The sequence below is a fragment of the Kribbella koreensis genome (genome assembly GCF_039525325.1).
Classification (GTDB): domain Bacteria; phylum Actinomycetota; class Actinomycetes; order Propionibacteriales; family Kribbellaceae; genus Kribbella; species Kribbella koreensis.
Genome location: NZ_BAAAHK010000008.1, coordinates 73,078 through 99,748, shown reverse-complemented (window position 1 = coordinate 99,748; position 26,671 = coordinate 73,078). Strand labels below are relative to the sequence as shown.

Here is a 26,671-nt window from a genome sequence, read left to right as displayed (position 1 = left end):
GATGAACATGACGATCGCCCGGCTGACAATGGCCACGCTGTTCGGCCACCGGCGCGGCCTGCTGCTGTTCATCCTGCCCGGCGTTCTGCTGGCCCTGTGCGTGCTGTTGGCGCTGACGCTGGACGATTCGTCCGACTTCAGCATCAGCCTGCTGCAGCTGTTCGGCCTCGCGGTGATCGTGCCGCTGGTCTCACTGATCGCGGCGACCGGCGCGCTGTCGTCGGAGATCGACGACGGCTCGATCGTCTACCTGCTGAGCAAGCCGATCAAGCGCTCCACGATCATCCTGACCAAGGCCCTGGTAGCGATCGCGGTGATCTTCGTGCTCGGTGCCGTGCCGATGTTCGTCGCCGGCCTGATCCTGGACGTCCACGACATCCAGACAGCCGTTGCCTTCGGCATCGGTTCCCTGGTCGCCGGAATCGCCTACACCGCCATCTTCCTCGCCCTGTCGGTGATCTCGGGCAACGCGGTCACCATCGGCCTGATCTACGCCCTGCTCTGGGAAGGCGTGATGGGCCAGTACGTCGACGGCGCCAAAACTCTCAGTGTCCAGCAGTGGTCCCTGGCCGTCATCAACAAACTCACCGACCACCCCGACGTCGACTCCGCCGTCAAACTCCCCCTCGCCACCATCCTCCTGCTGGCCGTCACCGTCATCGGCCTAACCCTCGCGATCACCCGCCTCCGCAGCCTGATCCTCTCGACCGCCGAGTGAAACCGTAACCCTTTCCCCGCTTCGCCGGATCCTCGTTGCACGTTGCTGCAAAAGGCTTCTGTCCTGGCCTTTCGCTGCTGCAGGCTGTGACCGCTGGACATCCGAGTGCGACGACGAAGGGTTTCAACAATGATCAGAAGGTCTGTTTCCGCTGGAGTGGCTGTCGCGGCCGGGTTGGCCTGCCTGGCCGCCCCGCTTGCCAGCCAGGCGGCAACCACCGCGTATCCGACGGCTCCGTTCGACGTGAGGTACGGAAACACTTACGCGGTGGGCACCGTGACCTTCTTCAATCGCGGAGTGGCGACCGACGGTACAGTCAAGTCGGTGAGCTTGACCGACTGTCGCTTCATCCGGGTTCAGGCACTCAATCCGGCCGGCCACCAGCTCAGCCCCGATTCGGTCGATGATTCCAACATTGCCTGTGAAGGTAGCGTCCTGGCGACCACCAACCTGCCTGCCGACGTCATCGGCGGCGCGGCCTCGGTCCGAGTGAGCCTGATGGCCGTTGACCTGCACAGCGGTGTCGAGAAGTTCCTCGTCTCGCAGCGGGTCTTCCCCTCCTGATCTGATGTTGTAACGTGCCGGGCATGACGGCAGTGTCACCGGCTTCGATGCTGGCCGGCCTGTTCGTCTCCGAGTCACCGCGACCGGAGTTCGAGCAGGCCTTCCAGCCGTACGCGCCGTTGATCGGTAGCTGGGATCTGGATGTCAGCTGGTACGACGACGAGGGGCAGCTGACCCGCGAGACCAAGGGTGAATGGCATTTCGCCTGGGCGCTCGATGGAAGCGCGGTGGCTGACATCTGGATCACGCCGAGCCGAGCGGTTCGCACCTCGCCGGAGGACGGTGAATGGGGGCTCAGCATCCGGATCTACGATCCTGAGCTGGACGCATTCCGGTCGACCTGGATGGGGCCTCGCGCTGCGCTGGTGAAGACCTTCATCGGGCATGCCGGGCCGGGCAGCATCACGCTCGAGGCCCGCGACTCGGACCTGGCCAAGACGCGGTGGATCTTCACCGACATCACCGCGACGAGCTTCCAGTGGCGCAACGAGGACGAGGACGCCGACGGCAGGATCTTCGTACGGCAACGCTTCTCAGGTACCCGCGCTGTAGACCTCGACGACGGCTTCCGCCAGGCGTAGGAGTTCGTCGCGGAGGTCGCTTGGTTCGAGTACCTCCACGACATCGCCGAAGCCGAGCAGGATGCCGCAGGCGGCCTCGCGGATGCGGAAGCGCATCGACAGTCGCGGCCACTCGTCATCCTCGGCTGGTACGTCGTGCACGCGCTCACCCCGGGCCAGCATCGGCGCGGAGATCCGTCTGACCTGCTCCGCCCGATCCGGCCGCACCCGGAGTAGTACATACACTCCTTTGGCCGGCAGCGTCCGCTCCAGGCCTGACCGCAGGCGGTCCCATTCCTCTTGCAGGTCGAGGTTTTCCGGCCTAACCGCTGCTACGTCCAGTACGTCGACCTGCTCGACCCGCGACACCCTGTACATCCGGGCGACCCCGCGATGGGCTGCCACCAAGTACCAGCGACCCGCCTGTTCGACGAGGCCCCAGGGGTCGACGGTACGGCGTACCGACCTGCCCTCGCTGGCTGAGGCGTAGCGGATGGCTACCCGACGACGGGTGACCACGGCCTGGCGTAGTACCGGCAGTGCACCGGTGTCCTCGGCATCGGCGAACCACCGGCGCCGGTCGACGACTATGGCGTCGGACAGAGCCTCTGCGTCGTCCTGCAACTGCAGCGGAAGCGTGGAGGACAGCTTGCCCATCGCAGACTGCAGTGCGTCATGCAGGCCGAGCTCCTGCGACAGAGACGCCCTACCGCTCCAGGCAAACAACGCCTGCGCCTCCCGCGGAGTCAGCCCGCTCACATCGGCCCGGTAGCCCGGCAGCAACACACAACCGCCGTTGCGCCCGCGCTCCGTGTAGACCGGTACGCCGGCAGCCGACAACGCCTCCATGTCGCGCATCACCGTCCGGGTCGACACCTCCAGCCGCTCGGACAGCTCCCGCGCGCTCAACCGGGGATGGCGCTGCAGCAGCAGGATGATCTGCAGCAACCGGTCAGCTCGCACTTCTCGAATATACGACAGAAGATGTCGTACTTACCCGGCGAGAGTGGTTCCGACAACGCAATCACTGGAGGAACCGTGACCGACCCACGCCCGATGCTCGCCCGCGCTCTGGACCAGACCCAGGCGATGATCGACACCATCGGCGCCGACGACCTGGCCCTGCCGACGCCCTGCCCGGAGTACGACGTCGAGACGCTGCTCGGCCACCTGATGACTGTCATCGCCCGGATCGACCTAGCGCTGACCGGCAACAACCCGCTGTCGATCCCGACCGTGACGCCCGGCGTCAAGGACTTCGCCGCCACCTGGAAGGAACGCCGCGCCGCCGCCGACGAAACCCTCGCCAACCCGGCCGTCCTCACCATGACCTGCACAGTGCCGTGGGGAACCATCCCCGGCGCCGCCGCAATCGCCTCCTACACAAGCGAACTGGCCACCCACGCCTGGGACCTCGCCAAGGCCACCGGCCGCACCGACCTACTGGATGACACCATCGCCACCTACTGCCTCCCCCTCTCCCAACAGTTCCTCCCCGCCACACCCCGAGGCGGCCACATCCCGTTCGGCCCGGTGGTCGAGGTCCCCGAAGACGCCTCCCCCTACGACCGCCTAGCCGCCTGGCAAGGCCGCCAGCCCTGACCGAACCGGCCTGGCTGAACCGGCCTCGCTGAACCGGCCTGGCCGGACCAGCGTGGCTGGACCAGCCTGGCGATCACGGGCGGACGAGTACCTTCAGTGCCGTCCGCTCGTGCATCGCGCGGTAGCCGGCCGGGATGTCTTCCAGGGTGACGGTCTGGTCGAAGACCTTGCCGGGGGCAACTTTGCCGGCCAGTACATCCGGGAGCAGCCGTTCGATGTAGGCGCGAGCGGGGGCGGCGCCGCCGGTGAGGGTGATGTTGGGGACGAAGAAGCCGGCGAAGCTCGCGGGTGCGTCGGCGTACTGCGGAACGCCGACCCGGCTGATCACGCCGCCTGGCCTGACGATGCCGAGCGCCTGGTCGTAGGCCTCGCGGAAGCCGACCGCGTCGATTACCACGTGGGTGCCGTCGCCGCCGGTCAGCTCGCGGACCTTCGCGACACCCTCGTCACCCCGCTCGGCAACAACATCCGTAGCGCCGAACTCGACCCCAAGCTCCGTACGCTCCTTGTGCCGCCCCATCAACACAATCCTCGACGCTCCCAACTGCTTGGCCGAAAGCACTGCCAGCAGACCGACTGCCCCGTCGCCGATGACGGTCACCGCCGTGCGCTCGCTGACGCCACCCTTCACCGCCGCGTGGTAGCCCGTGCCGTAGACATCCGACAGCGTGAGCAGCGATGGCAGCAACTCGGAGTCCTCGCCAACCGGTACCTTCACCAGCGTTCCGTCCGCCAGCGGTACGCGGACCGCCTCGGCCTGGCCGCCACCGATGCCGTTGCTGCCCCAGAACCCGCCATGCCGGCAGGATGTCTGGAGTCCTTCGCGGCAGAAGTCGCAGGTCCCGTCCGACCAGGCGAACGGGGTGATGACCACATCACCGCGCTTGACGGTCGCCACCTCACTACCGATCTCCTCGACGACTCCGATGAACTCGTGGCCCATCGGCTTGCCGCCAGGCGGGACGGGCGCACCGTGGTACGGGTGGAGATCACTCCCGCAAACGCAGGAGCGGATGACCCGCAGTACCGCGTCGGTGGGCTGCTGGATGACTGGGTCCGGTACGTCGATCACTCGGACGTCGCCGGCGCCGTACAGGTATGTCGCTCGCATAGCTTCCTCTCAACTGGCTTGGATGTCCCCAGTGAAGGCGCTCGCACTCCGACCCGGCAGTGTCTGTCGTTCCAGGTAACGGCAGTACCTCCTTCAGGCCCGAACAGCGACGTAGCGTGGGGGCATGGACCACAGAGCCGAGATCCGGGAGTTCCTCAGCTCTCGGCGTGCGCGGATCACCCCTGAGCGCGCCGGGCTACCCGCGTACGGAGGCAACCGCCGGGTGAAGGGACTGCGCCGGGAGGAGGTCGCCCTGCTCGCCGGAGTGTCCGTGGACTACTACATCCGCCTGGAGCGCGGGAACCTCAGCGGAGCCTCCGAGAGCGTGCTGGAGTCAGTAGCCCGAGCACTGCAACTCGACGAGGCCGAACAGTCCCACCTGTTCGCCCTGGCCCGGCAGAGCACAGCAAGCCCGGCCCGGCGCCGCCGCAGTACTACGCAAGCCGTGAAGCCGGCCATCCAACAGATCCTCGACGCGATCACCGACGCACCGGCCTGGGTCCGCAACGACCGCCACGACATGCTGGCCGCCAACCAGATGGCGTCGGCCTTGTACGCCCCGATGCTCGCCGACCCGCGCCGCCCGGCGAACACTGCGCGCTTCGTCTACCTGGACCCCGCATCCAAGGACTTCTTCCCGCACTGGGACAGAACAGCCGACGACATCGCCGCGATCCTGCGCAGCCACGCCGGCCGCAACCCACACGACAAGGCGCTCACCGAGCTGATCGGCGAACTCTCCACCCGCAGCGAGGACTTCCGCACCCGCTGGGCGACCCACAACGTCCGCTTCCACCGCACCGGCAAGAAGCAACTCCATCACCCCGTCGTAGGCCTCCTGGACCTCGACTTCGAGGCCATGGAGTTCCCCTCCTCCCCCGGCCTGACCCTGCTCGTCTACACAGCCGCACCGGGCACCCCCACCGCGGATGCCCTGACGCTGCTCGCGAGCTGGGCCGCCACCGAATCAGTTGCCCACAGCAAGGAGTAGTCAGTGCACCTGCTACCCAGAACGCCGAGCACCAAGGGACCGGCCGAGATGTTCACCGGCGATGTCTGGTTCGACGTGATCATCCGCGGCGAGGAGCCGTCCCGCGTGCGGGTCAACACCGTCCGCTTCGCTCCGGGCGCCCGGACGGCCTGGCACAGGCACGCGCAGGGCCAGACGCTGCACGTCACCGACGGGGTCGGGCTCATCCAGGCCCGCGGCGGCGAGGTCATCACGATCCGCCCGGGCGACGTGATCTACACGCCGCCGGGCGAGTGGCACTGGCACGGTGGATCACCGGACAACTTCATGGTCCATACGGCCATCTGGGAGGCCGGCGAGCCGGACGTGCCCGAGTCCGAGTGGGGCGAGCACGTCACGGACGCGGAGTACGGCGTCTCGTAGTACCGGTCAGCCGGTGATGCCGCCGTTGAGGGTCAGGCCGCCGTCGATGGTGATGGTCTGGCCGGTGATCCAGGAGGCTTCGTCGGAGAGCAGGAACCACACCAGGGACGCGACGTCCTCGGGCGTGCCCAGGCGCTTCAGGGGGTACGCCGCGGCGACCTTCTCCTCGCGGCCTTCGTAGAGAGCGCCGGCGAATCGGGTCTTCACCACGGCGGGGGCGACCGCGTTGACCCGGATCGCCGGGGCGAGCTCCACCGCCAGCTCTGCCGTCACGCGCGACAGCATCGCCTTCGTGGCGCCGTACCAGCCGATTCCCGGTGACGGCGACAAGCCGGCCACCGAGGACAGGTTGACGACCGAGCCGCCGTGAGCGCGCATCCACGCATCGCTGCACGCCTTGACCCAGGCGATGGTCGCCAGCACGTTGGTGTCGACCATCTTGGCCGCGACCGCGCTGTCCACGTCGAGCAGCGAGCCGTAGATCGGGTTGATGCCGGTGTTGTTGACCAGCAGATCGACCGATCCGTACGTCGCGACCGCCGCCGCCACCACACTCGCGCGGTGAGCCGGATCGGCCGCGTTGCCGGCGACCGCCATCGCGTTGTCGCGACCGCCCAGGCCGGCGATCGCCTCGTCCAGCGCCTCCTGCTTGCGCCCCGTGATGATCACATGGGCACCGTCGGCCACCAGCCGCTTGGCGATCGCCAGCCCGATGCCGCGGGAGGCACCGGTGACGATCGCCGTCTTGCCTTTCAGCGTCATCAGCTCAGGCGCTCCAGGATCACAGCCATGCCCTGCCCGCCGCCGACGCACATCGTCTCCAGGCCGAACTGCTTGTCCTCGAACTGCAGGCCGTTGACCAGCGTGGTCATGATCCGCGCGCCGGTCGAGCCGAACGGGTGGCCGAGCGCGATCGCGCCGCCGTGCACGTTCAGCCGGTCCTCGTCGATACCGAGCTCACGCGCCGAGCCGATCACCTGGACGGCGAACGCCTCGTTGATCTCGACCAGGTCGATGTCGCCGATGCTCATCCCGGCCCGGGCCAGCGCCTGCTTGGTCGCGTCGACCGGGCCGAGGCCCATGATCTCCGGCGACAAGCCGCTCACGCCGGTCGAGACGATCCGGGCCAGCGGGGTCAGGCCGAGCTCGCGCGCCTTGGTGTCGCTCATGATCACCACGGCCGCGGCGCCGTCGTTCAGCGGGCAGCAGTTGCCGGCGGTGACCGTACCGTCCGGACGGAACACCGGCTTGAGCTGGCTGACCTTCTCCAGCGTCGTACCGGCCCGCGGACCGTCGTCCGCACTGACCACCGTGCCGTCGGGCAGCGTCACCGGGACGATCTCGCGCTCGAAGAAGCCGTTGTTGATCGCCTTCTCGGCCAGGTTCTGCGACCGTACGCCGAACGCGTCCTGGTCTTCCCGGCTGATCCCGCGCAGCGTCGCGACGTTCTCCGCGGTCTGCCCCATCGAGATGTAGACGTCCGGGATCAGCCCGTCCTCGCGCGGGTCGTGCCAGGTCTCGTTGGTCTCGGCGTACTTCACCGTGCGCTGGACGGCGTCCGCGAAGACCTCGTTGAACGAGCTCGGGTCGCCGACCCCGGCCGAGCCGAAGTTCTTGTACCGCGAGACGCACTCGACCCCGGCGCTGATGAAGATGTCGCCCTCACCGGACTTGATCGCGTGGAAGGCCATCCGCGCGGTCTGCGTCGACGACGCGCAGAACCGGTTGATCGTCGTCGCGGGCGTGTTGTCCCAGCCCAGCTGGACGGCGACCCGGCGGGCCATGTTGCCGCCGTGCTCGTCGTGCGGCTCGGCGCACCCGAGCATCAGGTCCTCGATCTGGTCCCCGGTCAGGCCGGCCTTGTCGACGGCCGCCTTGATCATCTGGACGGCCAGATCGTCCGGCCGGATCGAGGTCAGCGACCCCTTGTTGGCCCGGCCGATCGGCGACCGCGCGGTGGAGACGATGACTGCTTCAGGCATACCGATTCCTTTCAGAGGCCCAGATCGCGGCCGATGAGTTCCTTCATGATCTCGTTCGAGCCGGCCCAGATCTTGGTGACGCGCGCGTCCCGCCAGGCGCGGGCGACCCGGTACTCGTTCATGTAGCCGTAGCCGCCGTGCAGCTGGACGCAGGCGTCGAGGATCTCGTTCTGTACCTGTGCACTCCACCACTTCGCCTTGGCTGCGTCCACAGCCGACAGCCGGTCCTCGTCGTGCGCGACCACCGCGTTGTCGACGTAGGCCTGGGTCACCTCGGCCTTGGTGACGAGCTCGGCGATCAGGAACTTGTTGTACTGGAACGAGCCGACCGGCTGGCCGAACGCCTTGCGCTGCTTCACGTACTCGATCGTCTCGTTCAGGATCTGGGTCGCGTGCGCGATGTTCGACACCGCGGCGCCGATCCGCTCCTGGGCCAGTCGCTCCATCATGTGGATGAAGCCACGGTCGAGCTCCCCGAGCACGTTCTCGTCCGGGACGAACAGGTCCTCGAAGAACAGCTCCGACGTGCCGGACTCGGTCTGCCCGACCTTGTCGAGCTTGCGGCCGCGGGCGAACCCCGTCATGCCCTCCTCGACCACGAACAGCGTGATGCCCTTCGCGCCCTTCTCGGGGGTGGTCCGGGCGGCGACGATGACGAGGTCGGCCATGTCGCCGTTGGTGATGAAGGTCTTCGACCCGTTCAGCACCCAGCCGCCGTCGGCCTTCTTCGCGGTCGTCTTCAGCGCGGCCAGGTCGGAGCCGCCGGACGGCTCGGTCATCCCGATCGCGGCGATGTACTCGCCGGAGCAGAACTTCGGCAGCCAGCGCTGCTTCTGCTCCTCGGTGCCGAGGTCGACGAAGTACGGCGCGGCACAGTCGTAGTGGATGCCGAAACAGCTCGACAGCGAGGCGGAGACCTTCGAGACCTCCTCGGCGAACACCTGGTTGAACCGGTAGTCGCCGACTGACGAGCCGCCGTACTCCTCCGGTACGTCGAGGCCGAGGAAGCCCTGCTTGCCGGCCTCCAGCCAGGCGGCCCGCTCGATCGTCTTCTCCTCGAGGAACTGCTCCATCCGCGGCACCAGCGAGCGGTCGCAGTACTCCTTGGCACTGGCCCGGAAGGCGTGGTGGTCCTCGTTGAAGATGATCCGTTCCATCGCTGTCCTCCCGAGATGTCCGCGTGATCACGCTGCGTCGCCGCTGTCGCCACCTGATGGCTAAGCGCTTGCTTAGCTTCGCGAACTTAGGGCATGGTGTCAACGTGTCCGCAGTCACCAGCCCCCTCGCGTGGGAGCACGTCCAGCCCGCCGCCGCCCGCCGCCTGCTCACGGGCGCCATCGAGGCGTTCGCCGAGCGTGGCTTCCAGGCCACCACCACCCGCGACATCGCCTCCCGGGCCGACATGTCACCGGCAGCGCTCTACGTGCACTACCCCTCGAAGGAACGCCTGCTCTTCGAGATCAGCCTGTACGGTCACCGCGCCGCCCTGGAGATCCTGACCGCGGCCGACACCGCCGACACCCCCGCGGACCGCCTCCGCGCCATGGTCGCCGCCTTCACCGCCTGGCACGCCGAACACCACACCATCGCCCGCGTGGTCCAGTACGAGTTGGCGGCCCTCTCCCCCGAACACTTCACCGAGGTAGCCACCATCCGCCGAGCCATCTCGTCCCTGATCGAAAAGGTCCTCGCCGACGGCGTGAGCAACGGCACCTTCACAGTCCCCGACCTCCCCGGTACCACCCTCGCAGTCCTCTCCCTCTCCATAGACGTAGCCCGCTGGTACGACCCCACCCGCCGCCCCTCCCCCGAGGCATTGGGCGCGACGTACGCGGACCTCGCCCTCCGCATGGTCCAGGCGTAGAAAAGCCCCGCTCCCTCAGAAGAGGTGCGGGGCTTTGTCTACGAAGATCAGACCTGCAGAGCGGCCTGTACGTCGAGGTGGATGTCGACCTTGTCGCCGATGAGGAGCTTGCCGCCCTCCAGCGGGACGTTGAAGTCGATACCCCAGTCCTTGCGGCTGATCGAGGTCGAGCCCTCGAAGCCGATGATGGTCTGGCCGTAGGCGTTCTGGTCCACGCCGAGGAACTCGACGGCGAACTCGATCGGCTTGGTGACGTCCTTGATGGTCAGCTCGCCGGCCAGGATGTAGTCGTCACCCTCGGGCTTGATGCCGGTGCTGACGAAGGTCATCTTCGGGCTGTTCTCGGCGTCGAAGAAGTCACCGGAGCGCAGGTGACCGTCGCGCTGCTCGCTCCGGGTGTGCACGGAGGCCAACTCGACGGCGACGGTGGTCGTCGACTCCTCGATCGAGTCCTTGACGATGATGTCGCCGGAGAACTCCTGGAAGGTGCCGCGGACCTTGGTCATCAGGTGCCGGACGGTGAAGCCGATCTCGGAGTGCGCGACGTCGAGGGCGTAGGTTCCGGACACGAGGCCGGGAATCGTGGTGGTGGCGGTGCTCATGTGTGGGGGTCCTTTCACAAACCGGGGAGCTATGGGGGCGTCGCAGTCGAGGTTCGTTAAAACTTCAACCAACGACGTCGACAGTAGATATGAACTATTTAAAAGTCAACTACATTCCCGGTACACTGATCCGGTGACGATGACGACTGGGACCCGGTGGCTTGACTCCGAGCAGCAGGTGGCGTGGCGCGCCTACCTGCTGGGCACTGCACGCCTGATGGCCAAACTCGACGACGATCTCCGACAGTTCGGCCTGGGCATCAACGACTACGAGATCCTGGTCCGGCTCTCCGAGGCGCCCGAGCGCCGCCTCCGGATGGCCGAACTGGCCGACCGGCTGCACCAGAGCCGCTCCCGCCTGACCCACACGGTCGGCCGCCTGGAGGCAGCCGAACTGGTCCGCCGCACCTCGTGCAAGAGCGACAAGCGCGGCGTCTGGGCCGAGCTGACCGAGGCAGGCTTCTCCCTCCTGGAGCACGCCGCGCCGTACCACGTGGAGGGCGTCCGGGAGAACCTCGTCGACCTCGTCTCCCCCGAGGACTTCGCCGCCCTCGGCCGCGTCTTCGACGCCGTCTCCGAACACATCGGCCAGCGCTGAGCGTTGATCTCGGCCTCCCGACGGGTGCTCAGATCGTCTTCCAGGGCGACTCGATCACCCACGGGGGCCGCGGATCCACCGAGGACCCGAACCACATCCTCGGCCACTCGTACCCGTTCCTGATCGCCTCGGCAGCGGCCGCCGCGCTGCCGGAGCGCGGCTGGCGTTTCGTCAACCGGGGCGTGAGCGGAGACACACTGGCCGATCTCGCCGCCCGCTGGCAGCAGGACGCGATCGACCTGCGCCCGGACGTGCTCAGCATCCTCGTCGGGGTCAACGACGTCGACGCGCTGCTCGGCGGCAAGTCGGACGACGTCGACGGTTCCGCTTTCGCAGCGGAGTACCGGTTGTTGCTGGACCGGACCCGCGTCGCACTGCCGGACGTGCGCTTGGTGCTGGGCGAGCCGTTCTACCTGCCGACCAGCCCGGATCCCGGGCTCCACGCCGATTGGGCGTCTGCTGTGAGGCAACGAGCCGAGATCGTACGAGAGCTGGCCACCTCCTTCGACGCCGTCCTCGTGCCCAACCAGGCCGCCTTCGACAGCGCAGTACTGCGCGCGCCCGCCGAGCACTGGATCTGGGACGGCATCCATCCGACGTACGCCGGCCAGCGAGTGCTCGCCGACGCCTGGATCGCCGCGATCACTTCACCGGCGGCGTGATCTCGAAGGCGGCCTCATCGCGGTCGGCGCCGCGGTAGGCCATCATCGACTGCTGCATCCGGCGCTTCAGCGGCGGTAGGTGGTTGATGACGCGCATCACCGTCCGCATGCCCGCCAGCGCCACCCGGCCGATCACCGGTTTGTGCATCGGGTCGGCCGACGTCATCTGAGCCCGTGACTTCAGTACCGCGTCGAAGCCGTACTCGATCATCGCCTTCTCGTAGTCCGCGACCGCCTCGATCAGCCCGCTTCGTCCGTCCCTGACGTCAATGAGCTTCTTGCACAGCTGCAGCGCATCGCGAAGCGCGGTGTTGGCGCCGACCCCACGCCCCGGCGTCATCGTGTGGATCGCGTCACCCAGCAGCGTCACGTTGGTCGTCGGCCAGGCATCCAGCGGGACCGACGTCCAGATGTTCACCGGGAAGCACGTCCCCGGATCGGTCAGCTCGAACAGCCGCCGCAGCTTCGGACTCCAGCCCGCCGTCACCGCCAGCGCGACGTCGACCAACTCCTGGCCGCGAAGGTCCATGACGTTGGCCGGCAGCTTGTCGGCGGCTGCCCACAGACCCCAGTTGATGTAGTCGCGGGTGTTGTCGAACTGCAGTCCCGGCCAGCGGCGGATCAGATCCTCGGTGTTGCCGCCGATCCCCTCCTTGACGTTGCCGTCACGGTCCCACTGGAACTCCATCACGTGCAGGATGCAGCCGAATCCGTGCGGCGCCTGCAGCATCGTGATGCCCCCGAACACCTTGGGCGAGACGAGTTTCGCGCTCTCCTCGGTGATCGGCAGCTTGCCGGCCAGCGCGATGATCCCGGTCGGCTCGGTCTTCGCCTGCGGCAGGTACTGCCGGCGTACCCGGGAGCCCGAACCGTCGGCGGCGACCAGCAGATCACCGGTCTCGGACGAGCCGTCGGCGAAGTACGCCGTGACAGCCTCACCCTGCTGCTCGAACCGGACGAACTCCTTGCCGAACTCAACCACGTCGTCCAGCCCGGTCAGCAGCACCTGCCGCAGCGTCATCCGGCTGATCGACTTCTCGCTCTCGATCGGGTCGGTGGCCGGCGGCAGCTCCATCGAGAGAACCTCCTTGAGGTCCTCGGTGACCATATTGAAGTACCTGGGATCGCGCGCCTTCGTCGCGACGAACGTGGCGAACAGCTCCTTGGGCAGCAACACGCTGAGCGCCCGGCTGCCGTCGGGGTCGATCCCGACCCGGTAGCCGTGCAGCCCGTCGGTCCGCAGGACGTCCCGCTCGAACACGCGCACCTCGACGCCGGCCCGCTTCAGCCCGTGGGCGAGCGCCAGCCCGCCGGTCCCGCCACCGATCACCAACACCTTCATCGGTCCCGCCTCCACTACGATTGTCTCGGATCTACAAGTATCTCGGTTATTCAAGTATCTCGATAAGCCGAGTATCTTGGAGATCCGAGAGAAATGCAAGCCCGTCGTCGTGGAGGTTTGTGATGAGTACCCGGGAAGAGCTGGCCGCCGAACTGCAGGAGCGGATGGTCCGCTTCATCGCGGACGTGATCCTGTTCAACCACGCCGTGTCGGCCAAGGTCGGCCTGGGCGGCAGCGACTCCCAGTTCATGACTCTGCTGCAGTCGTACGGCCCGCTGACCCCACGGCAACTGTCCGAACACACCGGCCTCACCTCCGGTACGGTCACCGGCGTGATCGACCGCTTGGAGGGCATCGGCCTGATCACCCGCGAGCCCGACCCCAACGACCGCCGCAAGGTCCTGGTCACCCCGTCCTCCGAGGCGATCCAGGAAAAGCTCGCTCCCCTGTACGCCGAACAAGGCCGCCGCATGCACGAGGTCCTGGCTGGCCGCTCCGACGCCGACCTGCGAGTGATCTCCGACTTCTTCCGCGACTCGATCGCCAACCAGCAGCCGCTCGACATCGCCTAGCCGCGGGTAGTACCGGGCACCACGGCCCGCCAGGAAATCAGGCTCCGGTACTACGGTTAGCGCCGCCGCCCTGGAACTGACCCGCCCCAACACCCACTGACAAAGAGAAAGGCCCGCCCGGCGCCTGCCGGACGAGCCTTTCTGTGTCTTCTGCTGTCAGTCGCGGGTGAGCTTGCGGTAGGTGACGCGGTGCGGGCGAGCCGCCTCCGCGCCGAGGCGGTCGACCTTGTTCGCCTCGTAGGCCGCGAAGTTGCCCTCGAACCAGAACCACTTCGACGGGTCCTCGTCGGTACCTTCCCAGGCGAGGATGTGGGTCGCGACGCGGTCGAGGAACCACCGGTCGTGGGAGATCACCACGGCACAACCCGGGAACTCGAGCAGCGCGTCCTCGAGCGACTGCAGCGTCTCGACGTCCAGGTCGTTGGTCGGCTCGTCGAGCAGCAGCAGGTTGCCGCCCATCTTCAGCGTCAGCGCCAGGTTCAGCCGGTTGCGCTCACCGCCGGACAGTACGCCGGTCGGCTTCTGCTGGTCCGGCCCCTTGAACCCGAACGACGCGACGTACGCGCGGCTCGGCATCTCGAAGTTCGCGACCTTGATGTAGTCGAGCTCGTCGGAGACCTGCTGCCAGACCGTCTTCTTCGGGTCCAGACCGCCGCGCGACTGGTCGACGTACGAGATCCGGACCGTCTCACCGAGCTTGAGGCTGCCGTTGTCGGGCGTTTCCTCGCCGACGATCATCCGGAACAGCGTCGACTTGCCGACACCGTTCGGGCCGACGACGCCGACGATGCCGGCCCGGGGCAGCGAGAAGCTCAGCCCGTTGATCAGAACGCGATCGCCGAACCCCTTCACCAGCTTGTCGGCCTCCAGCACCGTGCTGCCGAGGCGCGGACCCGCCGGGATGTTGATCTCGTCGATGTCGCGCGGCTTGGAGCGCTCGGCCTCGGCCGCGAGCTCCTCGTACCGAGCCAGCCGGGACTTGCTCTTGGTCTGCCGGGCCTTCGCGTTCGACCGGACCCACTCGAGCTCGCGCTCCAGGATCTTCGCCCGCTTCGCGTCCTTCTGGCCCTCGACGACCAGCCGCTGCTGCTTGGTCTCCAGGTACTTCGAGTAGTTGCCCTCGTACCCGTAGGTCTTGCCGCGGTCGAGCTCGAGGATCCACTCGGCCACGTTGTCCAGGAAGTACCGGTCGTGGGTGATCGCCAGGACGGCGCCCGCGTACTTCTGCAGGTGCTGCTCGAGCCACAGCACCGACTCGGCGTCCAGGTGGTTGGTGGGCTCGTCGAGCAGCAGCAGGTCGGGCGCCTGCAGCAGCAGCTTGCACAGCGCTACCCGGCGGCGCTCACCACCGGACAGGTTGTCGACGAGCGCGTCCGGTGGCGGACAGCGCAGCGCGTCCATCGCCTGCTCCAGCTGAGCGTCGACGTCCCACGCGTTGCGGTGGTCGAGCTCGGTCTGCAGGTCGCCCATCTCGGTCAGCAGCGTGTCGTAGTCGGCGTCCGGGTCGGCCAGCTCCGCGGAGATCTCGTTGAAGCGGTCGAGCTTCTTCTTGGTGTCGCCGACCCCTTCCTCGACGTTCTCCAGCACGGTCTTGCCCTCGGTCAACGGCGGCTCCTGCAACAGGATCCCCACCGTCGCGCCCTCGGCCAGCCGCCCCTCACCGTTGTTGGGCTGATCCAGCCCCGCCATGATCTTGAACAACGAGGACTTGCCGGTACCGTTCGGCCCGACCACGCCGATCTTCGCCCCGGTCAGAAAGTTCAGGGTGACATCGTCGAGCACGACCTTGTCCCCATGCGCCTTCCGGACGTTGCGAAGGGTATAGATGAATTCCGCCATACCCCAGAGCCTATGTCCCAACCCCCACCCACCCCCAATCGCCACCACCCACCCCACACCAGCACGAGGCACTCCGGCGTTCGCAGGTACTTCGCTGCCCGCGTGCTCGAACGCCGCGTGCTCGCCTGCTCGCATGCTCGAACAGTCAGGTGCTCGGACGGTCGGGTGCTCACATGCGCCGCAGTGAAGGAGTCAGTGAGGATTGGAGAACGGCGGGTGGACTGTGAGCTGGATCTCCCCCACCGATACGACGATTGGCGCGGCAGCGACGTACGCCGGAGGAGCGGACGCACTGGCGTTTGCCGGAGGTGGACTGCAGGTTGCTGCGGTTGAGACGACCGCCGAGCAGGTGCCGCCCAGTCGCACGCGCTTCAGCAGCATCGATCGATCGCGGGTGAGCGACACCCGGTTCAGGTGATTCGCGGCCCGCCACCGCGAACTCAGGCATTCGGTCTCACGGGCACGCCAGGCACAGCAGACAACTCCGGCATGACAGGTACTCGGATCCGCACGTACGCCGGTACGCCGGGTGCGGCGATTCGCCGGCACTCGGATGCGTCCAGCCGACAAGCACTCCGGTACACCGAATCCGAACCCGCACGGGTACGCCGGGCTCGGCTGCGCCGGGTCCATTGGTGTTCGGAGTACTCGGACAGGCCAGCTTTGCGGACACCCGGATCGGAACGGCTGACAGCTCCCGGCCCGCGAGTACTCCGCTCCGCCGGACACACTCCGGTACGCCGGCCCGCCCTGCTCGAGTTTCGCAAGTACTCCGGCTCCGTGGTGCTCCGGCTGCACGCAGGTATTCCAGTACTCGGGTGCTCGAACGGTCGCGTGCTCCAACGGTCGGGTGCTCACATCCGCCGGGGGTCGAGGAGTCAGTGGTGTTTAGCGAAGGGGGGCTGAGGTGGATCTCTCCACCCGGTACGACGATCGGCTCGGTGGAGGCGTGCACCGCAGTAGCTGAGGTGCTCGCGCTTGCGGGAGGTGGACTGCGGGTTCCCGCGGTTGAGACGACCGCCGGACAGATGACGCCGGTGGGCGCCTCAGCAGCATCGCTCGCGGGTGAGGCGCCCGCATTCCGGTGATTCGCACCCGGCCCCGCGAACTCAAGTACTCGGTCTCGCAGGCACACCAGGCACAACAGCAACTCCGGCATGCGGGTGCTCGGATTCGCCCGTACGCCCGTACGCCGGTACGCCGGGTAGGGGCGACTTGGGGTGCGTCGGGCTCGTGACTACTCCGACATACCGAACTGCGGGTACTCGGAAGCGTTCGCCTCGCGAGTTGGTGGTGGGGACGGGTGGGCTACTCAGGGGTGCCTAGGTAGGTGGTTGGTAGGGGTTGTTCTGTGGGGATGGTGGGGCCTGGGGTGAGTTTGTAGGCGGTGGCTTGGGGGCGGGAGGTTACTACGGCCGTCAGGTCGCCGTTGGTGAAGTGGAGGGCTGCGCCGTCTTCGGCTGCGTAGCCGGTGGGGAAGCCAGATTGGATGAGGGCTCGGTAAGTGCCGCGGCGGAGGGGCTCGCCGTCGTAGTGGGGGCAGGCGCTGCCGGGGAGCAGGCCTAGGCCGTCGGGTAGTGGGGCTAGGCCGTTTGAGTTGAAGGAGTCGGTCACGGAGGCTTCGAACCAGCAGTTCATGCCGGCGCTGATTCCGGCGAGGATCACGCCTTCTCGGTAGGCCTTCGTGAGGGCGACGTCGAGGCCGTGGACGCGCCAGACCGCCAGGAGGTTCGCGGTGTTGCCGCCGCCGACGTAGATGATGTCCTGCTCCAGGACGAACGCGTCGAGGTCGGTGACGGTGCGATTGAAGAGGGACAGCACCGTCGCTTCGGCCCGGTCCGGGCCAAAGGCGGCGAGGAACTTCTCGCTGTAGCCGTCGGAATCACCGCTGGCCGTCGGCACGAAACAGACCCGTGGCTTGCGGCCCGCCGGCGCGAGCGAGAGCAAGTAGTCGTCGAGCAAGGGGTTGTCGGGCTCCATCGAGAAGCCGCCACCACCCATCGCCAGGATCTGTGCATCCACCATCGAGATTCCCCTCGGGTTCCAGAGTGACTACGACGTCACCACATCTTTGTCTACTAGGCGGCTTGGGGCTCGGGCATTTCCTCGTCGAGGAGAGGGGGCTCCTGGAGTTGGGCACGTGGAGGGGTTTTGACGAAGGTGGCCGTGCCCCTGGAGAGGTCGTGGCCGACGCCGAAGGCTTCGAGGACCAGTTTCGATCTCGGCGCACCTTCCTCGTCCTGCCACTCGTTCGTGCGGAAGCGGCCGCTCACCACCACCGGATGACCGCGCTCCATCGACTGCTTGACGTTCGTCGCGAGTGCGCGCCAGCACTCGACGGTGAACCAGTTCGTCGGCCGGTCGACCCAGCCGCCGGTACCCCGGTCGAACTGGCGCGGCGTGGTGGCCAGCCGGAACGTCACCACCGGCACCCCCTCCGACACCTCCCGGTACCGGATGTCGCTGCCGATCCACCCCTGCACCGCCACATAGGTCTCGCTGAAGCTCATGTCCTCCGCCTTCCTGAGGTCGCATCTGTGCTGTCACCAGAGAAGGTGCCCGCCCACGCCCCGATTCCGGGAACGACTTTCCAGCCTGGGGAAAACTATATTTCAGTCTTGACTTATATAAGCCGAACCCGGCACTCTGGTGCAGCCGAAGACGACAACCACCGAGAGGGAACCCCCGTGATCGACATCCTCGAGCACATCGCCGCGATCCAGCGCCAGGTGAGCCAGACCGGCGAAGAGGTCCGCGTGACGCTGCGGCGTACCTATCAGGCAGGGGTCGAGGACGTCTGGGACGCGCTGACCGACCCGGACCGGATCCGCCGCTGGATGATGCCGATCACCGGCGAGCTGAAGGTCGGCGGCAGCTTCCAGCTGGAAGGCAACGCCGGCGGCGAGATCCTCGAATGCGAACCACCGAAGCGGTTCAAGGTCAGCTTCGGCGGCCCGGCCAGCCTGGTCGAGATCAGCCTGAGCCAGGACGGTGACTCCACCGAGCTCCAGATGGACCACTCGGTCCCCGCCGACTTCGGCGGCGCCAGCGGAGCGCTCTACGTCGGCCCCGGCTGGGACGGCGCCCTGCTCGGACTCGCCCTGTACGTCGAGGGCAAGCTCGAGGAGCACCACGACCCGCAGGAGATGGCCAACTCCCCCGAGGTGATCGAGTTCAACACGGCGTCGATCCACGCCTGGGTCAAGGCACTCCGCGACTCCGGCCTGGTCTCCGAGGAAGAACTGCGCGCCGCCACCGAGGCCTCAGCCGCCCAATTCGCCCCAGGTTCCTCAGCAGACGACTACCTCTGACCCGTACTACGAGACGCCGGCCAACCGCACAAGCTAGCTACCCAGAGCGCGCTTGGCCGCCGTCTTGGCGGCCCAGGCCATCCGCAGCAGACAGCTGCGAGCCCAAGACCACCGACTAACCGCGAGCGATGGCCAGCTTGTCGCGGCAGACGGTGTAGGCGTCGAGCTCCTCGCGAGCCGGCGCGACGACATGGCTGTCGGCGACCTTCTCCAGCTCCGTACGAAGCGCCTTGGCCACCAAGCGAGCCCGGCGGTTGGCGCCGCTGGTCGCGAAGAGACGGCAGGCGATCGAGAGAGCCACCCCGAGGACAGCTCCGCCGACTAGCATCATCGTCGCGTACGGAATGCCCTCCCACTCCGGCAGCGTCACACCATCGAGGAAGGCGGCCAGTACGAGCCAGACGGCCCCACCCAGCGCCACCAGGAACAGCAACCACTGCAGGAACCGCGCCGCCGCCCACCAGCCCGGGTTGTTGTTGGTGCCGAGATCCGTACGAGCCACTGCCTGGTCCAGCTCGTCGCCGAGGGACTCCTCGCGCTTGCGGATCGCAGTACGGACTGAATCGGCCCAGGGCCGGGACAACCCGGCCGCGGCCTTGTTGGTGATGGTCCGGACGGCAGTATCCATCCGGGCGCGCTGCACTGGAGTTGCCGCAGGCAACGTAGACCGTGCGATCGATACCTCGTTGGAGGCCGACTTGCGCAGCGCCTTCCCTTGCTGGCGGGGAACCTGGTCCAGATGCAAACGCCGCAACGGATCCGGCCGGAAGCGAGCAAGCCACTTGGTGACCGGCCATCCAGTCGCAGCAGTTGCCCGCTGCAAGTAAGACCGGCGCACGGCCTCTACAACGACAGGTAGCCCGCTAGCGTCCGACAATGCATCCACTAGCTCGGTGATGTCCGCTTGGGCGATCTCCGGGGTCTTCGCCGTGCCGCACTGGCTGGCCATCCGGTCTGCGACGCGATCCACGTCGGCAGCAAGTCGCTCGCGGGCAGCCCGCTTGGCGCTGACTCGCTTGACCAGCAGGTCCCGCAGGTCGTCCAGCCCGTCGCCGCTCATGGCAGATGTCGCCACAAGCTGCGGGTTCTTCAGACCGTCCGACTTGAGCAGCCGGGTCAGGTCGGCGAGGCAGCTCTCGCGTTGCTCGTCGGTGAGCTTGTCGGCGTGGTTCAGCGCGAACACCATCACCGACGAGTGCGACGCGAACGGCTTGATGTACCGGTTGTGCAGTGCCGCATCGGCGTACTTCTGCGGATCGACCACCCAGACCAGTACGTCGACCAGCTCGACCAGCCGGTCGACGATGAGCCGGTGCTCGACCTCGGTGGAATCGTGGTCAGGCAGGTCGAGCAGGACCAGCCCGTCGAGGTCCTCGGAGTGCGCGTCCTCGAGCGAGCTGCGGTGCTGCACCTGGTGCCGGCGCGGGATGCCCAGCCAGTTCAACAGCTCGCCGGCCGGCTCCTCGCCCCACACACAGGCCAGCGGCATCGAGCTGGTCGGCCGCCGGGTGCCGATCGCGGCCAGGTCCAGCCCGGTCAGCGCGTTGAACAGCGACGACTTGCCCGAACCGGTCGCACCGGCCAGCGCCACGACTGTCAGATCGCCGGACATCCTGAGCCGTTGGCTGGCCCGGTCCACGATCTGCGACGCCTCACTCAGGACCACCTGGTCCAGCCGTCCCCGGCCGGCCTCGGCAGCGTCCTCGACGGCCTCGATCTTCGTCAGGACATCGGTAGCGCCTCGCGTCAGGCCCTTGACCGTATCCACAGTTCCCGTCACGTGCAGTCCTCCACCGCGCGCGCGGCCTCCGTCAGTTGCCTGGGTGCATCGGGATCGACCGGATGCTGGTCGAGCACAGCCAGGTAGCGGGCGAATTCGGCATCCATCAAAGCATGAACTCTAGCGTCAAGATCGTCCCGGGCCTTGGCGGCCAGCCCGCGAACCGCCTCTTCGCCGAAGACGGCATCCAGCAGCCGCTGTCCGACCACGGCCGTACCGACTCCCGTCGCGGCCTTCGAGCCGGTCGGGACGCTCGCAGTACTGGCGAAGATGGAGATCATCAGGGCCAGGCCGAGGCCGTTCTCGCCGTAGGCAAGGATCTTCGCCGTACTGCGCTTGTCGGCGCCCTCCTGGCGAATCAGCTCGAACACGCCCTCCTGCCACTCCCGCACCGCGCGACCCGCCGCGTCCGGGAACTCCTCGGACATCCCACCCATCGCGGGGTCGCCGGCCGCGAGCAACTGGCGACCGGGGGCCGACGCCTGCCAGGCCGCCTCGGCGCGCTCAGCACCGGCGGCGGCGTGCTCACGCAGCAACGACTCCAGGCCGGACTCGATGGCGTCCTTGAGGTCACGCGTCGGCGGCGGGTTGCCGACTACCGCAGTACGGACCTTGTCGCGCAGTCGGCCGACGTTGGTCTGCAGGCCCTTGAGCAGCTCACCCGTGCCGACGAACTCCTGCCAGCGGGCCAGCACCTCGCCGCGCAGCATGGTGCCGTCCGTGGTCGCCTTGGCGATGTCCTGGACAGCCTGGTCGTACGCCGATTCGGCAGTCGACCGTAGCTCGACGACCGTGTCCGCCTGCGCCCTGACCGCCTTGGCGAAGGCCGGGGTCTTCTTGGTCATCGCAGTGACGGCGCCTTGGAGCGTACGCCGTACAACACCTGAACGCGCCTCGGCATCGGCGGCCAGGTCGATCAGCCAGTCCTTGATCGAGGCAACGACCTCGCTGGCCAGCATTCCGTTGCCGTCGACAACGGTCTCCTTGATGCTGAACAGCGGCGAGTCGCCGAGTCCACGCTCGAGCAGCATCTGGGCCAGGTGGCCGGTGATGTCGTCGATCGTGTCGGACGGGGCTCGGTCGAGGACGACAGCTACCGCAGTACTGCGGTCTGACGCGCTCTGCAGGAACTCCCACGGGACCGCGTCGGCGTACCGGGCGGCAGTGGTGACGAACAGCCAGAGGTCGGCGGCCGCCAGCAACTGGGTGGCGAGGTCACGGTTGGCCTCGACGACCGAGTCGATGTCGGGGGCGTCGAGGATGGCCAGGCCCTGCGGGATGGTGTCGGCGGCGACCAGGCGGATCTGCCCGGGGTCCTCCATCCCGCCCGGGCTGTCACCGCTGGAGCGCGCCATGTCGGGCAGTACGCGGTCATTGGTGAACCAGTCGGCGTCGGCCGGGTTGTGGATCAGTACTGGGGAACGGGTTGTTGGGCGCAGTACGCCGGGCTCGCTGACGACCTGCCCGATGATGCTGTTCACGAGCGTCGACTTGCCCGCCCCGGTCGACCCGCCAACCACCGCAAGTACCGGCGCCTCGAGCTGCACCAGCCGCGGCAGCACGTAGTCGTCCAGCTGATCCAACATCGCCTTCTGCTGCTGGCGGGCCTCATCAGCCCCCACCACATCAATAGGCAACCGACTGGCGGCCAACGCGCCCCGCAGCTTCATCAACGCCGTGATCAACGCCATAGCCGCCTGCTCAGTAGCCACCTCCTCAGCAGACTTCTCCCGCACAACCTCCGCAGGAGCATCAGCACCGGAGCCACCGTCGACCGCATCCTCACCGGACTCGGCGCCGTCCGCACCGGACTCGGCGCTGTCCGCACCGGAGTCGGCGACAGCACCCGCGGCGGAGTCGTTTGCCTCAGAGTCGGTACCACCCTGCGCATTGTCGTCGGAGTCGCTCTCGGCACTCCCGTCGTCCGCGACTGCAGCCAGTCCACCTACCGCAGACGCGGATACCTCAGCCTCCGCACCTGTGGGCGCCTCAGCACCCGCTGCATCCTCTGCCTGCACGCCACCGTCTTCGGCGGTCACAGCCGACTCAACCTCAGCGCTCTGCTCGCCATCAGACGCCGCCTCGGCATCCCCAGCGGGCTCCCCGCCCTCCGCCAAGGAATCCGCCGCGCCCGCTTCGCTGACGTCGGAGTCCGGCTCTGCGTCTGGCTCTGTGTCCGCTTCGCTGACGTCGGAGTCCGGCTCTGCGTCTGGCCCTGCGTCCGCGTCGGAGTCGGTGCCGCCGTCGGCACTCTCGCCGTCCGCGACTGCGGTCGATTCACCCTCCGCAGGCGCGGATGCGTCAACGTCTGCCTCTGCCCCAGCTGCACTGTCACCGGAGCCGGCTTCAGCACTCTCGCCATCCGCGTCCGGGGTCGACTCGCCTTCCGCAGGCGCGCTCAACCCACCCTCCACCGCTGCGGCTACGGCTGCCTCTCCCCCTCCAGCCACCTCCTCGGCAGCCACGCCGCCCTGCTCCCCACCCGCCTCGACAGGTACATCGTCTTGCTGTTCACCCGCCTCGGAGGGTGCGTCATCCTTCGCCTCGTCCGACTCTGCAGGTGCAGCCGAGTCGGTCTCTGCGGTTTGGTCGACCTCAGTTTCCGCAGTCTGCTCGACCTCGGCGTCCGCTGTCGCCCCGGCAGCTGTTTCGGCGTTGCCGTCGGCATGCTCGGCGCCGGCATCGGAGTCTGTGGGAGCTTCGGACTCGGACCCAGCCGCTGACTCGTCGGTGGGGTCGCCGTCCTGCGGTGCGGCCGTCTCGGGGTCGGAGCCAGGTGAAGCCTCGGCAGTTGGCTCCGCATCGTGCGGTGTAGCGGAGTCGGAGGGAGCTTCGGTTGTTGGTTCCGTTGCCTGGGTTGTGGCGGCTTCGGTTGCTGCCTGGGCCTCGGCTTCGGCTTCGGCGGCGGAGACGGCTTCTAGTTCGGCGTCTGCTTCGTCGCGGAGGGCTGTGGGCTCTTCGGAGGCGCCCGGTTGCTTGGGGAGGCCGATGATGATGTCGCCGTACTCGAGGGGGAAGCCCTCGGCCGACTCGTCCGGCTCGTAGACGACGCCGACCTTCGGGCGCGCCGCCTCTTCCTCTGCCGTCAGAGTCACCGCGCTGGCCGGGGTGACGGATTCGGGCTCGGGGTGTCCATCGGTTGATTCCTCGGTGGTCGAGGCACTGGACGCATCAGCGGCCGGTACCTCGGTTGGCGACTGCTCTGCAGCCTGCTCGTCGCCCGCCTTCTCGGCAGCGGTCGGCTGCTCGCCGTCGGCCGGCTGGGCATCGGCGACCTGATCGTCTGTTGCCTGCGCGTCAGCTACCTCAGCTGCCTGGGTGTCAGTTGCCTCGGCGTCGGTTGAGTCGGTACCCGTGGGATCGGTCGTCACTTCGGTGGCCGGCTCGGCTTCCGTTGCCTTGTTCTTGTCTGCGGGTGAGGTGTCCGCGTCGGCGGGAGAAGCAGCGTCGGCGGCGGTCGCGTCAGCAGTCACGTCGGTCGCCTCGGCGGCGGACTCGACAGGCTTGTCGGCAGGCTTCTCGGCCTCGGACTGGTCGGCTGCCGGCTCAGCCGGGGTCTCGACCGCAGGCTGCTCGGTCGAGGTCGCCACCACAGGATCGGCGCTCGTCGCCTTCTCGACCGTCGACTTCTCGGCCTCGGATGCGTCGTCGCCCGTCAGCTTGCCGCCCATCGCCTGGCCATCCGTCGCCTGGCCGGCTGTCGGCGTAGCGGCGGGCTTGGTCGCCACAGAGGGTGCGGCCGGCTCCGTCTGGAGGGTCGGCACAGCGGTCGGCGTACTGGCTGACTTGCGTTTGCGGCGGCGCCAGAAACCTTTGCCTTTGGCATCGGATTCGGCGATCAGCCGGGCCAGTTCGGAGACAGGCTGATCCTGGGCCGGAACCTTCGGCTCTCCCGAACGCTCCGAACCCTCACCAGCTGGCCTGGTGTCAGCCACGGCTACCGCCCACGAGCACAGAGTGCCCGGTCGGACAGCGCAGAAGCAAAGTCATCTTCATCCCCGTTTGGCGGCGTGGACGGGTGGCAGTCACTGCGACGGTGGATACGGACCGTATCCTCCCGGCGTTCCGGACGGTCCAGGGGGTCCCGGTGGGTAACCGGGCTGGCCCGCTGAGTAGCCGGGTTGCCCGGAGGGATACCCCGGCTGAGGCGGCGGATAACCCGCCTGTCCCGGTGGATATCCAGGCCCTCCCGGGTACGGCGCCCCCTGCGCCCCGCCACCCGGGTACTGCGCCCCCTGCGGGGCACTCCCCTGGTACTGCGGGTCCTGCGGACCACCACCCGGGTACTGCGCCCCCTGGGACCCACCCGCCGGGCTCTGCGGCCCGCCACCCGGGTACTGCGCCCCACCGGCCGGATACGGCTGCCCCGGCGAGCCCGGGTACGGCGCCCCACCGGCCGGCATCGGCTGGCCCTGCGGTCCACTCCCCGGGTACTGCGGCCCACCCCCGGGGAACTGCGGCCCACCGGCCATCCCCTGCGGCGCTCCAACCGGGTACTGCGGCACGACAGCCTGGGCAAAGGCCGGCATCGGCGGGAACGGCACGCTAGGCCTCCGTGCCCGGAGCTCGTCCAGCAGCTCCTTCTCCGTCACCAGCGCGTCCGGGCCGATCACCTGGCGGACGATCTTGTCTCGCAGGTAGGCCAGCTCCGTCGCCGTCTGCTGGAACGCCTTGGCCGCGGCGGCCGCCTGCGGTCCGTACCGCTTCGCGTTCTGCCGGAGCGCCTTGCGCCCGCGCAGCGTCGCGATCAGCGGCACATCCTGCGGCGCCAGCCACCCGAACCGCACGTAGTCATACAGCCGGGACGCGATCATCTGCCCCTCCCGCGACCGCATCACCAGCGCGAAGATGAACATCGCGATGAAGATCGGGAACATCAGGAACAGGTACACGATCAGGAACCCGCCACCACCGGACAGGCTCGCCCCACCGTTCCAGGACGCGTGTGCCAGCACCGCGGCCAGATACCCGACGATCGGCGCCAGATACCGCACGACGGTACTGCGGTGCCGCACGGCGATCCCGATCCCGATCGCGGTGAACGACGTGAAGAGTGGATGCGCGAACGGCGAGATCCCGCCGCGGAACACGAACAGGAAGAAGGTCCCGCGCAGACCGGCGTCACTGCCGGACTCCTCGGACAGCTGATGGAACAGCCGGCCGTAGTACAGGATGTTCTCGGTGAAGGCGAAGCCGACGCCGACCATGCCGGCGTAGACGAGCGCGTCGATGATCCCGTCGAACTCCTTGCGCCGCAGCAGCGCCAGCAACGCGATGATCGAGCCCTTGGCGAACTCCTCCACCGGCGGCGCCACGAAGACCGCGGCCCGGCTGCCACCGCTGCCGGTCTCGTGCAGCCACTCGGACGCCTGGGTGTTGATGAAGATGGCGGCCAGGGTCGCGATGAAGGCGCCCCAGCACAGCGCGGTCAGGATGTATTTGGCCGGCTCCGGTTCGTAACGGTCCAGCCACAGGTACAGGGCGATCACCGGTACCACCGGGATGAACGCGAAGACCAGACCCCACATGAACCCGCTGGCGCCGGTCGACTTCGCCACGATCGCGAAGATGCCCAGCCCGGCGATCGCGAAGGCGACCGCGACGACGACCCCGATCAGGATGCTCTGGTTGCGCCGCTGGCCGGGCACCGGGTGGGTCCCGAGCCGGTTGGGCTCCGGTTGCTGCGAGCCGGGTGGGCCGGGCACGCCGACCGCCGCCACCGCGGGTTGCGGCGACTCGGGCGGGCCTCCTGAGGGGTAACTCATGCACGCAGCCTAGTTGTAGAGCCATCCACACGGCAGGACCGGCCACTCGGCGTTACCGGGATGGAACGACAACCCTGTACTTCGCAGTAGCCCCGGCGGCCGTAACCCGTCCCCGCCCCGCCGGAGGAACCCACGAGCATGATCGGCCCACCATCTGAGAGACTCTGATCCGTGCCGGACACCGATCCGGCCGAGCGCCCGTAGCTCAGCTGGATAGAGCGTCGGACTTCTAATCCGTTGGTCGCAGGTTCGAATCCTGCCGGGCGCGCCACCTGAACCCGCTGATCAGGCGGCAGTTGGCCGACATGCAGACCGTGATGACAACGCCCGCGTGGGGCCATTCATGGTGCGAACTAGAAGCTACTCCCGTCGTCTGGAGTCAGCGAGGTCTGTAGCAGTTCGTATC

General features: G+C 67.7%; 25 protein-coding genes and 1 tRNA gene. 13 read left to right on the top strand and 13 right to left on the bottom strand.

Features of this window, described 5'->3' with window-relative positions:
• Nucleotide 1 precedes the first annotated feature (1 nt).
• The 3 genes from ABD116_RS18530 (at nt 2) to ABD116_RS18520 (ending at nt 1,863) form a co-directional block, all read left to right on the top strand.
• The gene (locus tag ABD116_RS18530) at nt 2–718 is read left to right on the top strand and encodes an ABC transporter permease (RefSeq protein ID WP_343971241.1); all 717 of its coding nucleotides are present in this window, start codon (nt 2–4) and stop codon (nt 716–718) included.
• Nucleotides 719–985: 267 nt separating this feature from the next.
• A complete protein-coding gene (locus ABD116_RS18525; protein WP_343971238.1) occupies nt 986–1,282 on the top strand; it encodes a hypothetical protein in 297 nt (98 codons plus the stop codon).
• A gap of 23 nt (nt 1,283–1,305) precedes the next feature.
• A complete protein-coding gene (locus tag ABD116_RS18520; RefSeq protein WP_343971236.1) occupies nt 1,306–1,863 on the top strand; it encodes a hypothetical protein in 558 nt (185 codons plus the stop codon).
• Here the strand turns inward: ABD116_RS18520 and ABD116_RS18515 are convergent.
• The gene (locus tag ABD116_RS18515) at nt 1,816–2,805 is read right to left on the bottom strand and encodes a helix-turn-helix transcriptional regulator (RefSeq protein WP_343971233.1); all 990 of its coding nucleotides are present in this window, start codon (nt 2,803–2,805) and stop codon (nt 1,816–1,818) included. The two genes, ABD116_RS18520 and ABD116_RS18515, sit on opposite strands and share 48 nt — an antisense overlap.
• 75 nt (nt 2,806–2,880) lie before the next feature.
• On the opposite strand from ABD116_RS18515, the gene ABD116_RS18510 reads away from it, so the two are divergent.
• Nucleotides 2,881–3,444 carry a TIGR03086 family metal-binding protein gene (locus tag ABD116_RS18510; protein WP_343971230.1) on the top strand — a complete coding sequence of 188 codons (564 nt, stop codon included), beginning with the start codon at nt 2,881–2,883 and terminating at the stop codon, nt 3,442–3,444.
• A 73-nt stretch (nt 3,445–3,517) separates the two neighbouring features.
• On the opposite strand, the gene ABD116_RS18505 is transcribed toward ABD116_RS18510, so the two are convergent.
• A complete protein-coding gene (locus tag ABD116_RS18505) occupies nt 3,518–4,555 on the bottom strand; it encodes a zinc-binding dehydrogenase (protein ID WP_343971227.1) in 1,038 nt (345 codons plus the stop codon).
• Between the two features lie 124 nt (nt 4,556–4,679).
• Here ABD116_RS18505 and ABD116_RS18500 point away from each other — a divergent pair, with 124 nt between their 5' ends.
• Together ABD116_RS18500 and ABD116_RS18495 are read left to right on the top strand one after the other, a co-directional pair.
• Nucleotides 4,680–5,546 carry a helix-turn-helix domain-containing protein gene (locus ABD116_RS18500; RefSeq protein WP_343971224.1) on the top strand — a complete coding sequence of 289 codons (867 nt, stop codon included), beginning with the start codon at nt 4,680–4,682 and terminating at the stop codon, nt 5,544–5,546.
• Nucleotides 5,547–5,549: 3 nt separating this feature from the next.
• Complete coding sequence (locus tag ABD116_RS18495; protein ID WP_343971221.1) at nt 5,550–5,948, top strand: (R)-mandelonitrile lyase; 399 nt, start codon at nt 5,550–5,552, stop codon at nt 5,946–5,948.
• 6 nt (nt 5,949–5,954) lie between these two features.
• Here ABD116_RS18495 and ABD116_RS18490 read toward each other — a convergent pair whose 3' ends face one another.
• The 3 genes from ABD116_RS18490 to ABD116_RS18480 are packed head-to-tail and all read right to left on the bottom strand — an operon-like array spanning nt 5,955 to nt 9,087.
• Nucleotides 5,955–6,710 carry an SDR family oxidoreductase gene (locus ABD116_RS18490; protein WP_343971217.1) on the bottom strand — a complete coding sequence of 252 codons (756 nt, stop codon included), beginning with the start codon at nt 6,708–6,710 and terminating at the stop codon, nt 5,955–5,957.
• A complete protein-coding gene (locus ABD116_RS18485) occupies nt 6,710–7,930 on the bottom strand; it encodes an acetyl-CoA C-acetyltransferase (protein WP_343971214.1) in 1,221 nt (406 codons plus the stop codon). Before ABD116_RS18485 ends, ABD116_RS18490 begins: the two co-directional genes overlap by 1 nt.
• 11 nt (nt 7,931–7,941) lie before the next feature.
• Nucleotides 7,942–9,087, bottom strand: a complete 1,146-nt coding sequence (locus tag ABD116_RS18480; protein ID WP_343971211.1) for an acyl-CoA dehydrogenase family protein — start codon at nt 9,085–9,087, stop codon at nt 7,942–7,944.
• Between the two features lie 104 nt (nt 9,088–9,191).
• On the opposite strand from ABD116_RS18480, the gene ABD116_RS18475 reads away from it, so the two are divergent.
• Nucleotides 9,192–9,794, top strand: a complete 603-nt coding sequence (locus ABD116_RS18475; protein WP_343971208.1) for a TetR/AcrR family transcriptional regulator — start codon at nt 9,192–9,194, stop codon at nt 9,792–9,794.
• Between the two features lie 47 nt (nt 9,795–9,841).
• Here the strand turns inward: ABD116_RS18475 and ABD116_RS18470 are convergent, their stop codons facing one another.
• On the bottom strand, nt 9,842–10,396 hold the full coding sequence (locus ABD116_RS18470; protein ID WP_343971205.1) for a YceI family protein: 555 nt from the start codon (nt 10,394–10,396) through the stop codon (nt 9,842–9,844).
• 139 nt (nt 10,397–10,535) lie between these two features.
• On the opposite strand from ABD116_RS18470, the gene ABD116_RS18465 reads away from it, so the two are divergent.
• Nucleotides 10,536–10,994, top strand: coding sequence for a MarR family winged helix-turn-helix transcriptional regulator (locus tag ABD116_RS18465; protein ID WP_343971872.1), 459 nt, complete (start codon nt 10,536–10,538; stop codon nt 10,992–10,994).
• A complete protein-coding gene (locus ABD116_RS18460) occupies nt 10,991–11,656 on the top strand; it encodes an SGNH/GDSL hydrolase family protein (RefSeq protein WP_343971870.1) in 666 nt (221 codons plus the stop codon). The genes ABD116_RS18465 and ABD116_RS18460 overlap by 4 nt, the downstream gene beginning before the upstream one ends.
• On the opposite strand, the gene ABD116_RS18455 is transcribed toward ABD116_RS18460, so the two are convergent.
• The gene (locus ABD116_RS18455) at nt 11,637–12,998 is read right to left on the bottom strand and encodes an FAD-dependent oxidoreductase (RefSeq protein ID WP_343971202.1); all 1,362 of its coding nucleotides are present in this window, start codon (nt 12,996–12,998) and stop codon (nt 11,637–11,639) included. The genes ABD116_RS18460 and ABD116_RS18455 overlap by 20 nt on opposite strands.
• A gap of 122 nt (nt 12,999–13,120) precedes the next feature.
• On the opposite strand from ABD116_RS18455, the gene ABD116_RS18450 reads away from it, so the two are divergent.
• On the top strand, nt 13,121–13,570 hold the full coding sequence (locus ABD116_RS18450; RefSeq protein WP_343971199.1) for a MarR family winged helix-turn-helix transcriptional regulator: 450 nt from the start codon (nt 13,121–13,123) through the stop codon (nt 13,568–13,570).
• 156 nt (nt 13,571–13,726) lie between these two features.
• Here ABD116_RS18450 and ettA read toward each other — a convergent pair whose 3' ends face one another.
• On the bottom strand, nt 13,727–15,409 hold the full coding sequence (gene ettA / locus ABD116_RS18445; RefSeq protein ID WP_343971197.1) for an energy-dependent translational throttle protein EttA: 1,683 nt from the start codon (nt 15,407–15,409) through the stop codon (nt 13,727–13,729).
• A gap of 884 nt (nt 15,410–16,293) precedes the next feature.
• On the opposite strand from ettA, the gene ABD116_RS18440 reads away from it, so the two are divergent.
• Nucleotides 16,294–16,497, top strand: a complete 204-nt coding sequence (locus ABD116_RS18440) for a hypothetical protein (RefSeq protein WP_343971195.1) — start codon at nt 16,294–16,296, stop codon at nt 16,495–16,497.
• A 220-nt stretch (nt 16,498–16,717) separates the two neighbouring features.
• On the opposite strand, the gene ABD116_RS18435 is transcribed toward ABD116_RS18440, so the two are convergent.
• Nucleotides 16,718–17,434 (bottom strand): Type 1 glutamine amidotransferase-like domain-containing protein, encoded by a 717-nt coding sequence (locus tag ABD116_RS18435; protein ID WP_343971193.1) that lies wholly within the window; start codon nt 17,432–17,434, stop codon nt 16,718–16,720.
• Between the two features lie 53 nt (nt 17,435–17,487).
• Nucleotides 17,488–17,919 (bottom strand): single-stranded DNA-binding protein, encoded by a 432-nt coding sequence (locus ABD116_RS18430; protein ID WP_343971190.1) that lies wholly within the window; start codon nt 17,917–17,919, stop codon nt 17,488–17,490.
• Between the two features lie 177 nt (nt 17,920–18,096).
• Between ABD116_RS18430 and ABD116_RS18425 the strand changes: the two genes are divergently transcribed.
• Nucleotides 18,097–18,720: an SRPBCC family protein gene (locus tag ABD116_RS18425; protein ID WP_343971187.1), complete on the top strand. Its 624-nt coding sequence runs from the start codon at nt 18,097–18,099 to the stop codon at nt 18,718–18,720.
• A 115-nt stretch (nt 18,721–18,835) separates the two neighbouring features.
• On the opposite strand, the gene ABD116_RS18420 is transcribed toward ABD116_RS18425, so the two are convergent.
• The 3 genes from ABD116_RS18420 to ABD116_RS18410 form a co-directional block, all read right to left on the bottom strand.
• On the bottom strand, nt 18,836–20,500 hold the full coding sequence (locus tag ABD116_RS18420; RefSeq protein WP_343971184.1) for a GTPase: 1,665 nt from the start codon (nt 20,498–20,500) through the stop codon (nt 18,836–18,838).
• Nucleotides 20,497–24,435: a dynamin family protein gene (locus ABD116_RS18415; RefSeq protein WP_343971181.1), complete on the bottom strand. Its 3,939-nt coding sequence runs from the start codon at nt 24,433–24,435 to the stop codon at nt 20,497–20,499. The genes ABD116_RS18420 and ABD116_RS18415 overlap by 4 nt, the downstream gene beginning before the upstream one ends.
• A gap of 90 nt (nt 24,436–24,525) precedes the next feature.
• Complete coding sequence (locus ABD116_RS18410) at nt 24,526–26,265, bottom strand: PrsW family intramembrane metalloprotease (RefSeq protein ID WP_343971178.1); 1,740 nt, start codon at nt 26,263–26,265, stop codon at nt 24,526–24,528.
• 194 nt (nt 26,266–26,459) lie between these two features.
• Here ABD116_RS18410 and ABD116_RS18405 point away from each other — a divergent pair.
• A tRNA-Arg gene (locus ABD116_RS18405) sits at nt 26,460–26,536 on the top strand.
• Nucleotides 26,537–26,671: the final 135 nt, after the last annotated feature.

Bases quoted from the DNA above. Each gene is read 5' to 3' on its own strand.
- ABD116_RS18530 (WP_343971241.1), top strand. From the start codon at position 2: ATGAACATGACGATCGCCCGGCTGACAATGGCCACGCTGTTCGGCCAC.
- ABD116_RS18430 (WP_343971190.1), bottom strand. From the start codon at position 17,919: ATGAGCTTCAGCGAGACCTATGTGGCGGTGCAGGGGTGGATCGGCAGC.
- ABD116_RS18520 (WP_343971236.1), top strand. From the start codon at position 1,306: ATGACGGCAGTGTCACCGGCTTCGATGCTGGCCGGCCTGTTCGTCTCC.
- ABD116_RS18455 (WP_343971202.1), bottom strand. From the start codon at position 12,998: ATGAAGGTGTTGGTGATCGGTGGCGGGACCGGCGGGCTGGCGCTCGCC.
- ABD116_RS18410 (WP_343971178.1), bottom strand. From the start codon at position 26,265: ATGAGTTACCCCTCAGGAGGCCCGCCCGAGTCGCCGCAACCCGCGGTG.
- ABD116_RS18435 (WP_343971193.1), bottom strand. From the start codon at position 17,434: ATGGTGGATGCACAGATCCTGGCGATGGGTGGTGGCGGCTTCTCGATG.
- ABD116_RS18500 (WP_343971224.1), top strand. From the start codon at position 4,680: ATGGACCACAGAGCCGAGATCCGGGAGTTCCTCAGCTCTCGGCGTGCG.
- ABD116_RS18490 (WP_343971217.1), bottom strand. From the start codon at position 6,710: ATGACGCTGAAAGGCAAGACGGCGATCGTCACCGGTGCCTCCCGCGGC.
- ABD116_RS18480 (WP_343971211.1), bottom strand. From the start codon at position 9,087: ATGGAACGGATCATCTTCAACGAGGACCACCACGCCTTCCGGGCCAGT.
- ettA (WP_343971197.1), bottom strand. From the start codon at position 15,409: ATGGCGGAATTCATCTATACCCTTCGCAACGTCCGGAAGGCGCATGGG.
- ABD116_RS18505 (WP_343971227.1), bottom strand. From the start codon at position 4,555: ATGCGAGCGACATACCTGTACGGCGCCGGCGACGTCCGAGTGATCGAC.
- ABD116_RS18470 (WP_343971205.1), bottom strand. From the start codon at position 10,396: ATGAGCACCGCCACCACCACGATTCCCGGCCTCGTGTCCGGAACCTAC.
- ABD116_RS18450 (WP_343971199.1), top strand. From the start codon at position 13,121: ATGAGTACCCGGGAAGAGCTGGCCGCCGAACTGCAGGAGCGGATGGTC.
- ABD116_RS18465 (WP_343971872.1), top strand. From the start codon at position 10,536: ATGACGACTGGGACCCGGTGGCTTGACTCCGAGCAGCAGGTGGCGTGG.
- ABD116_RS18485 (WP_343971214.1), bottom strand. From the start codon at position 7,930: ATGCCTGAAGCAGTCATCGTCTCCACCGCGCGGTCGCCGATCGGCCGG.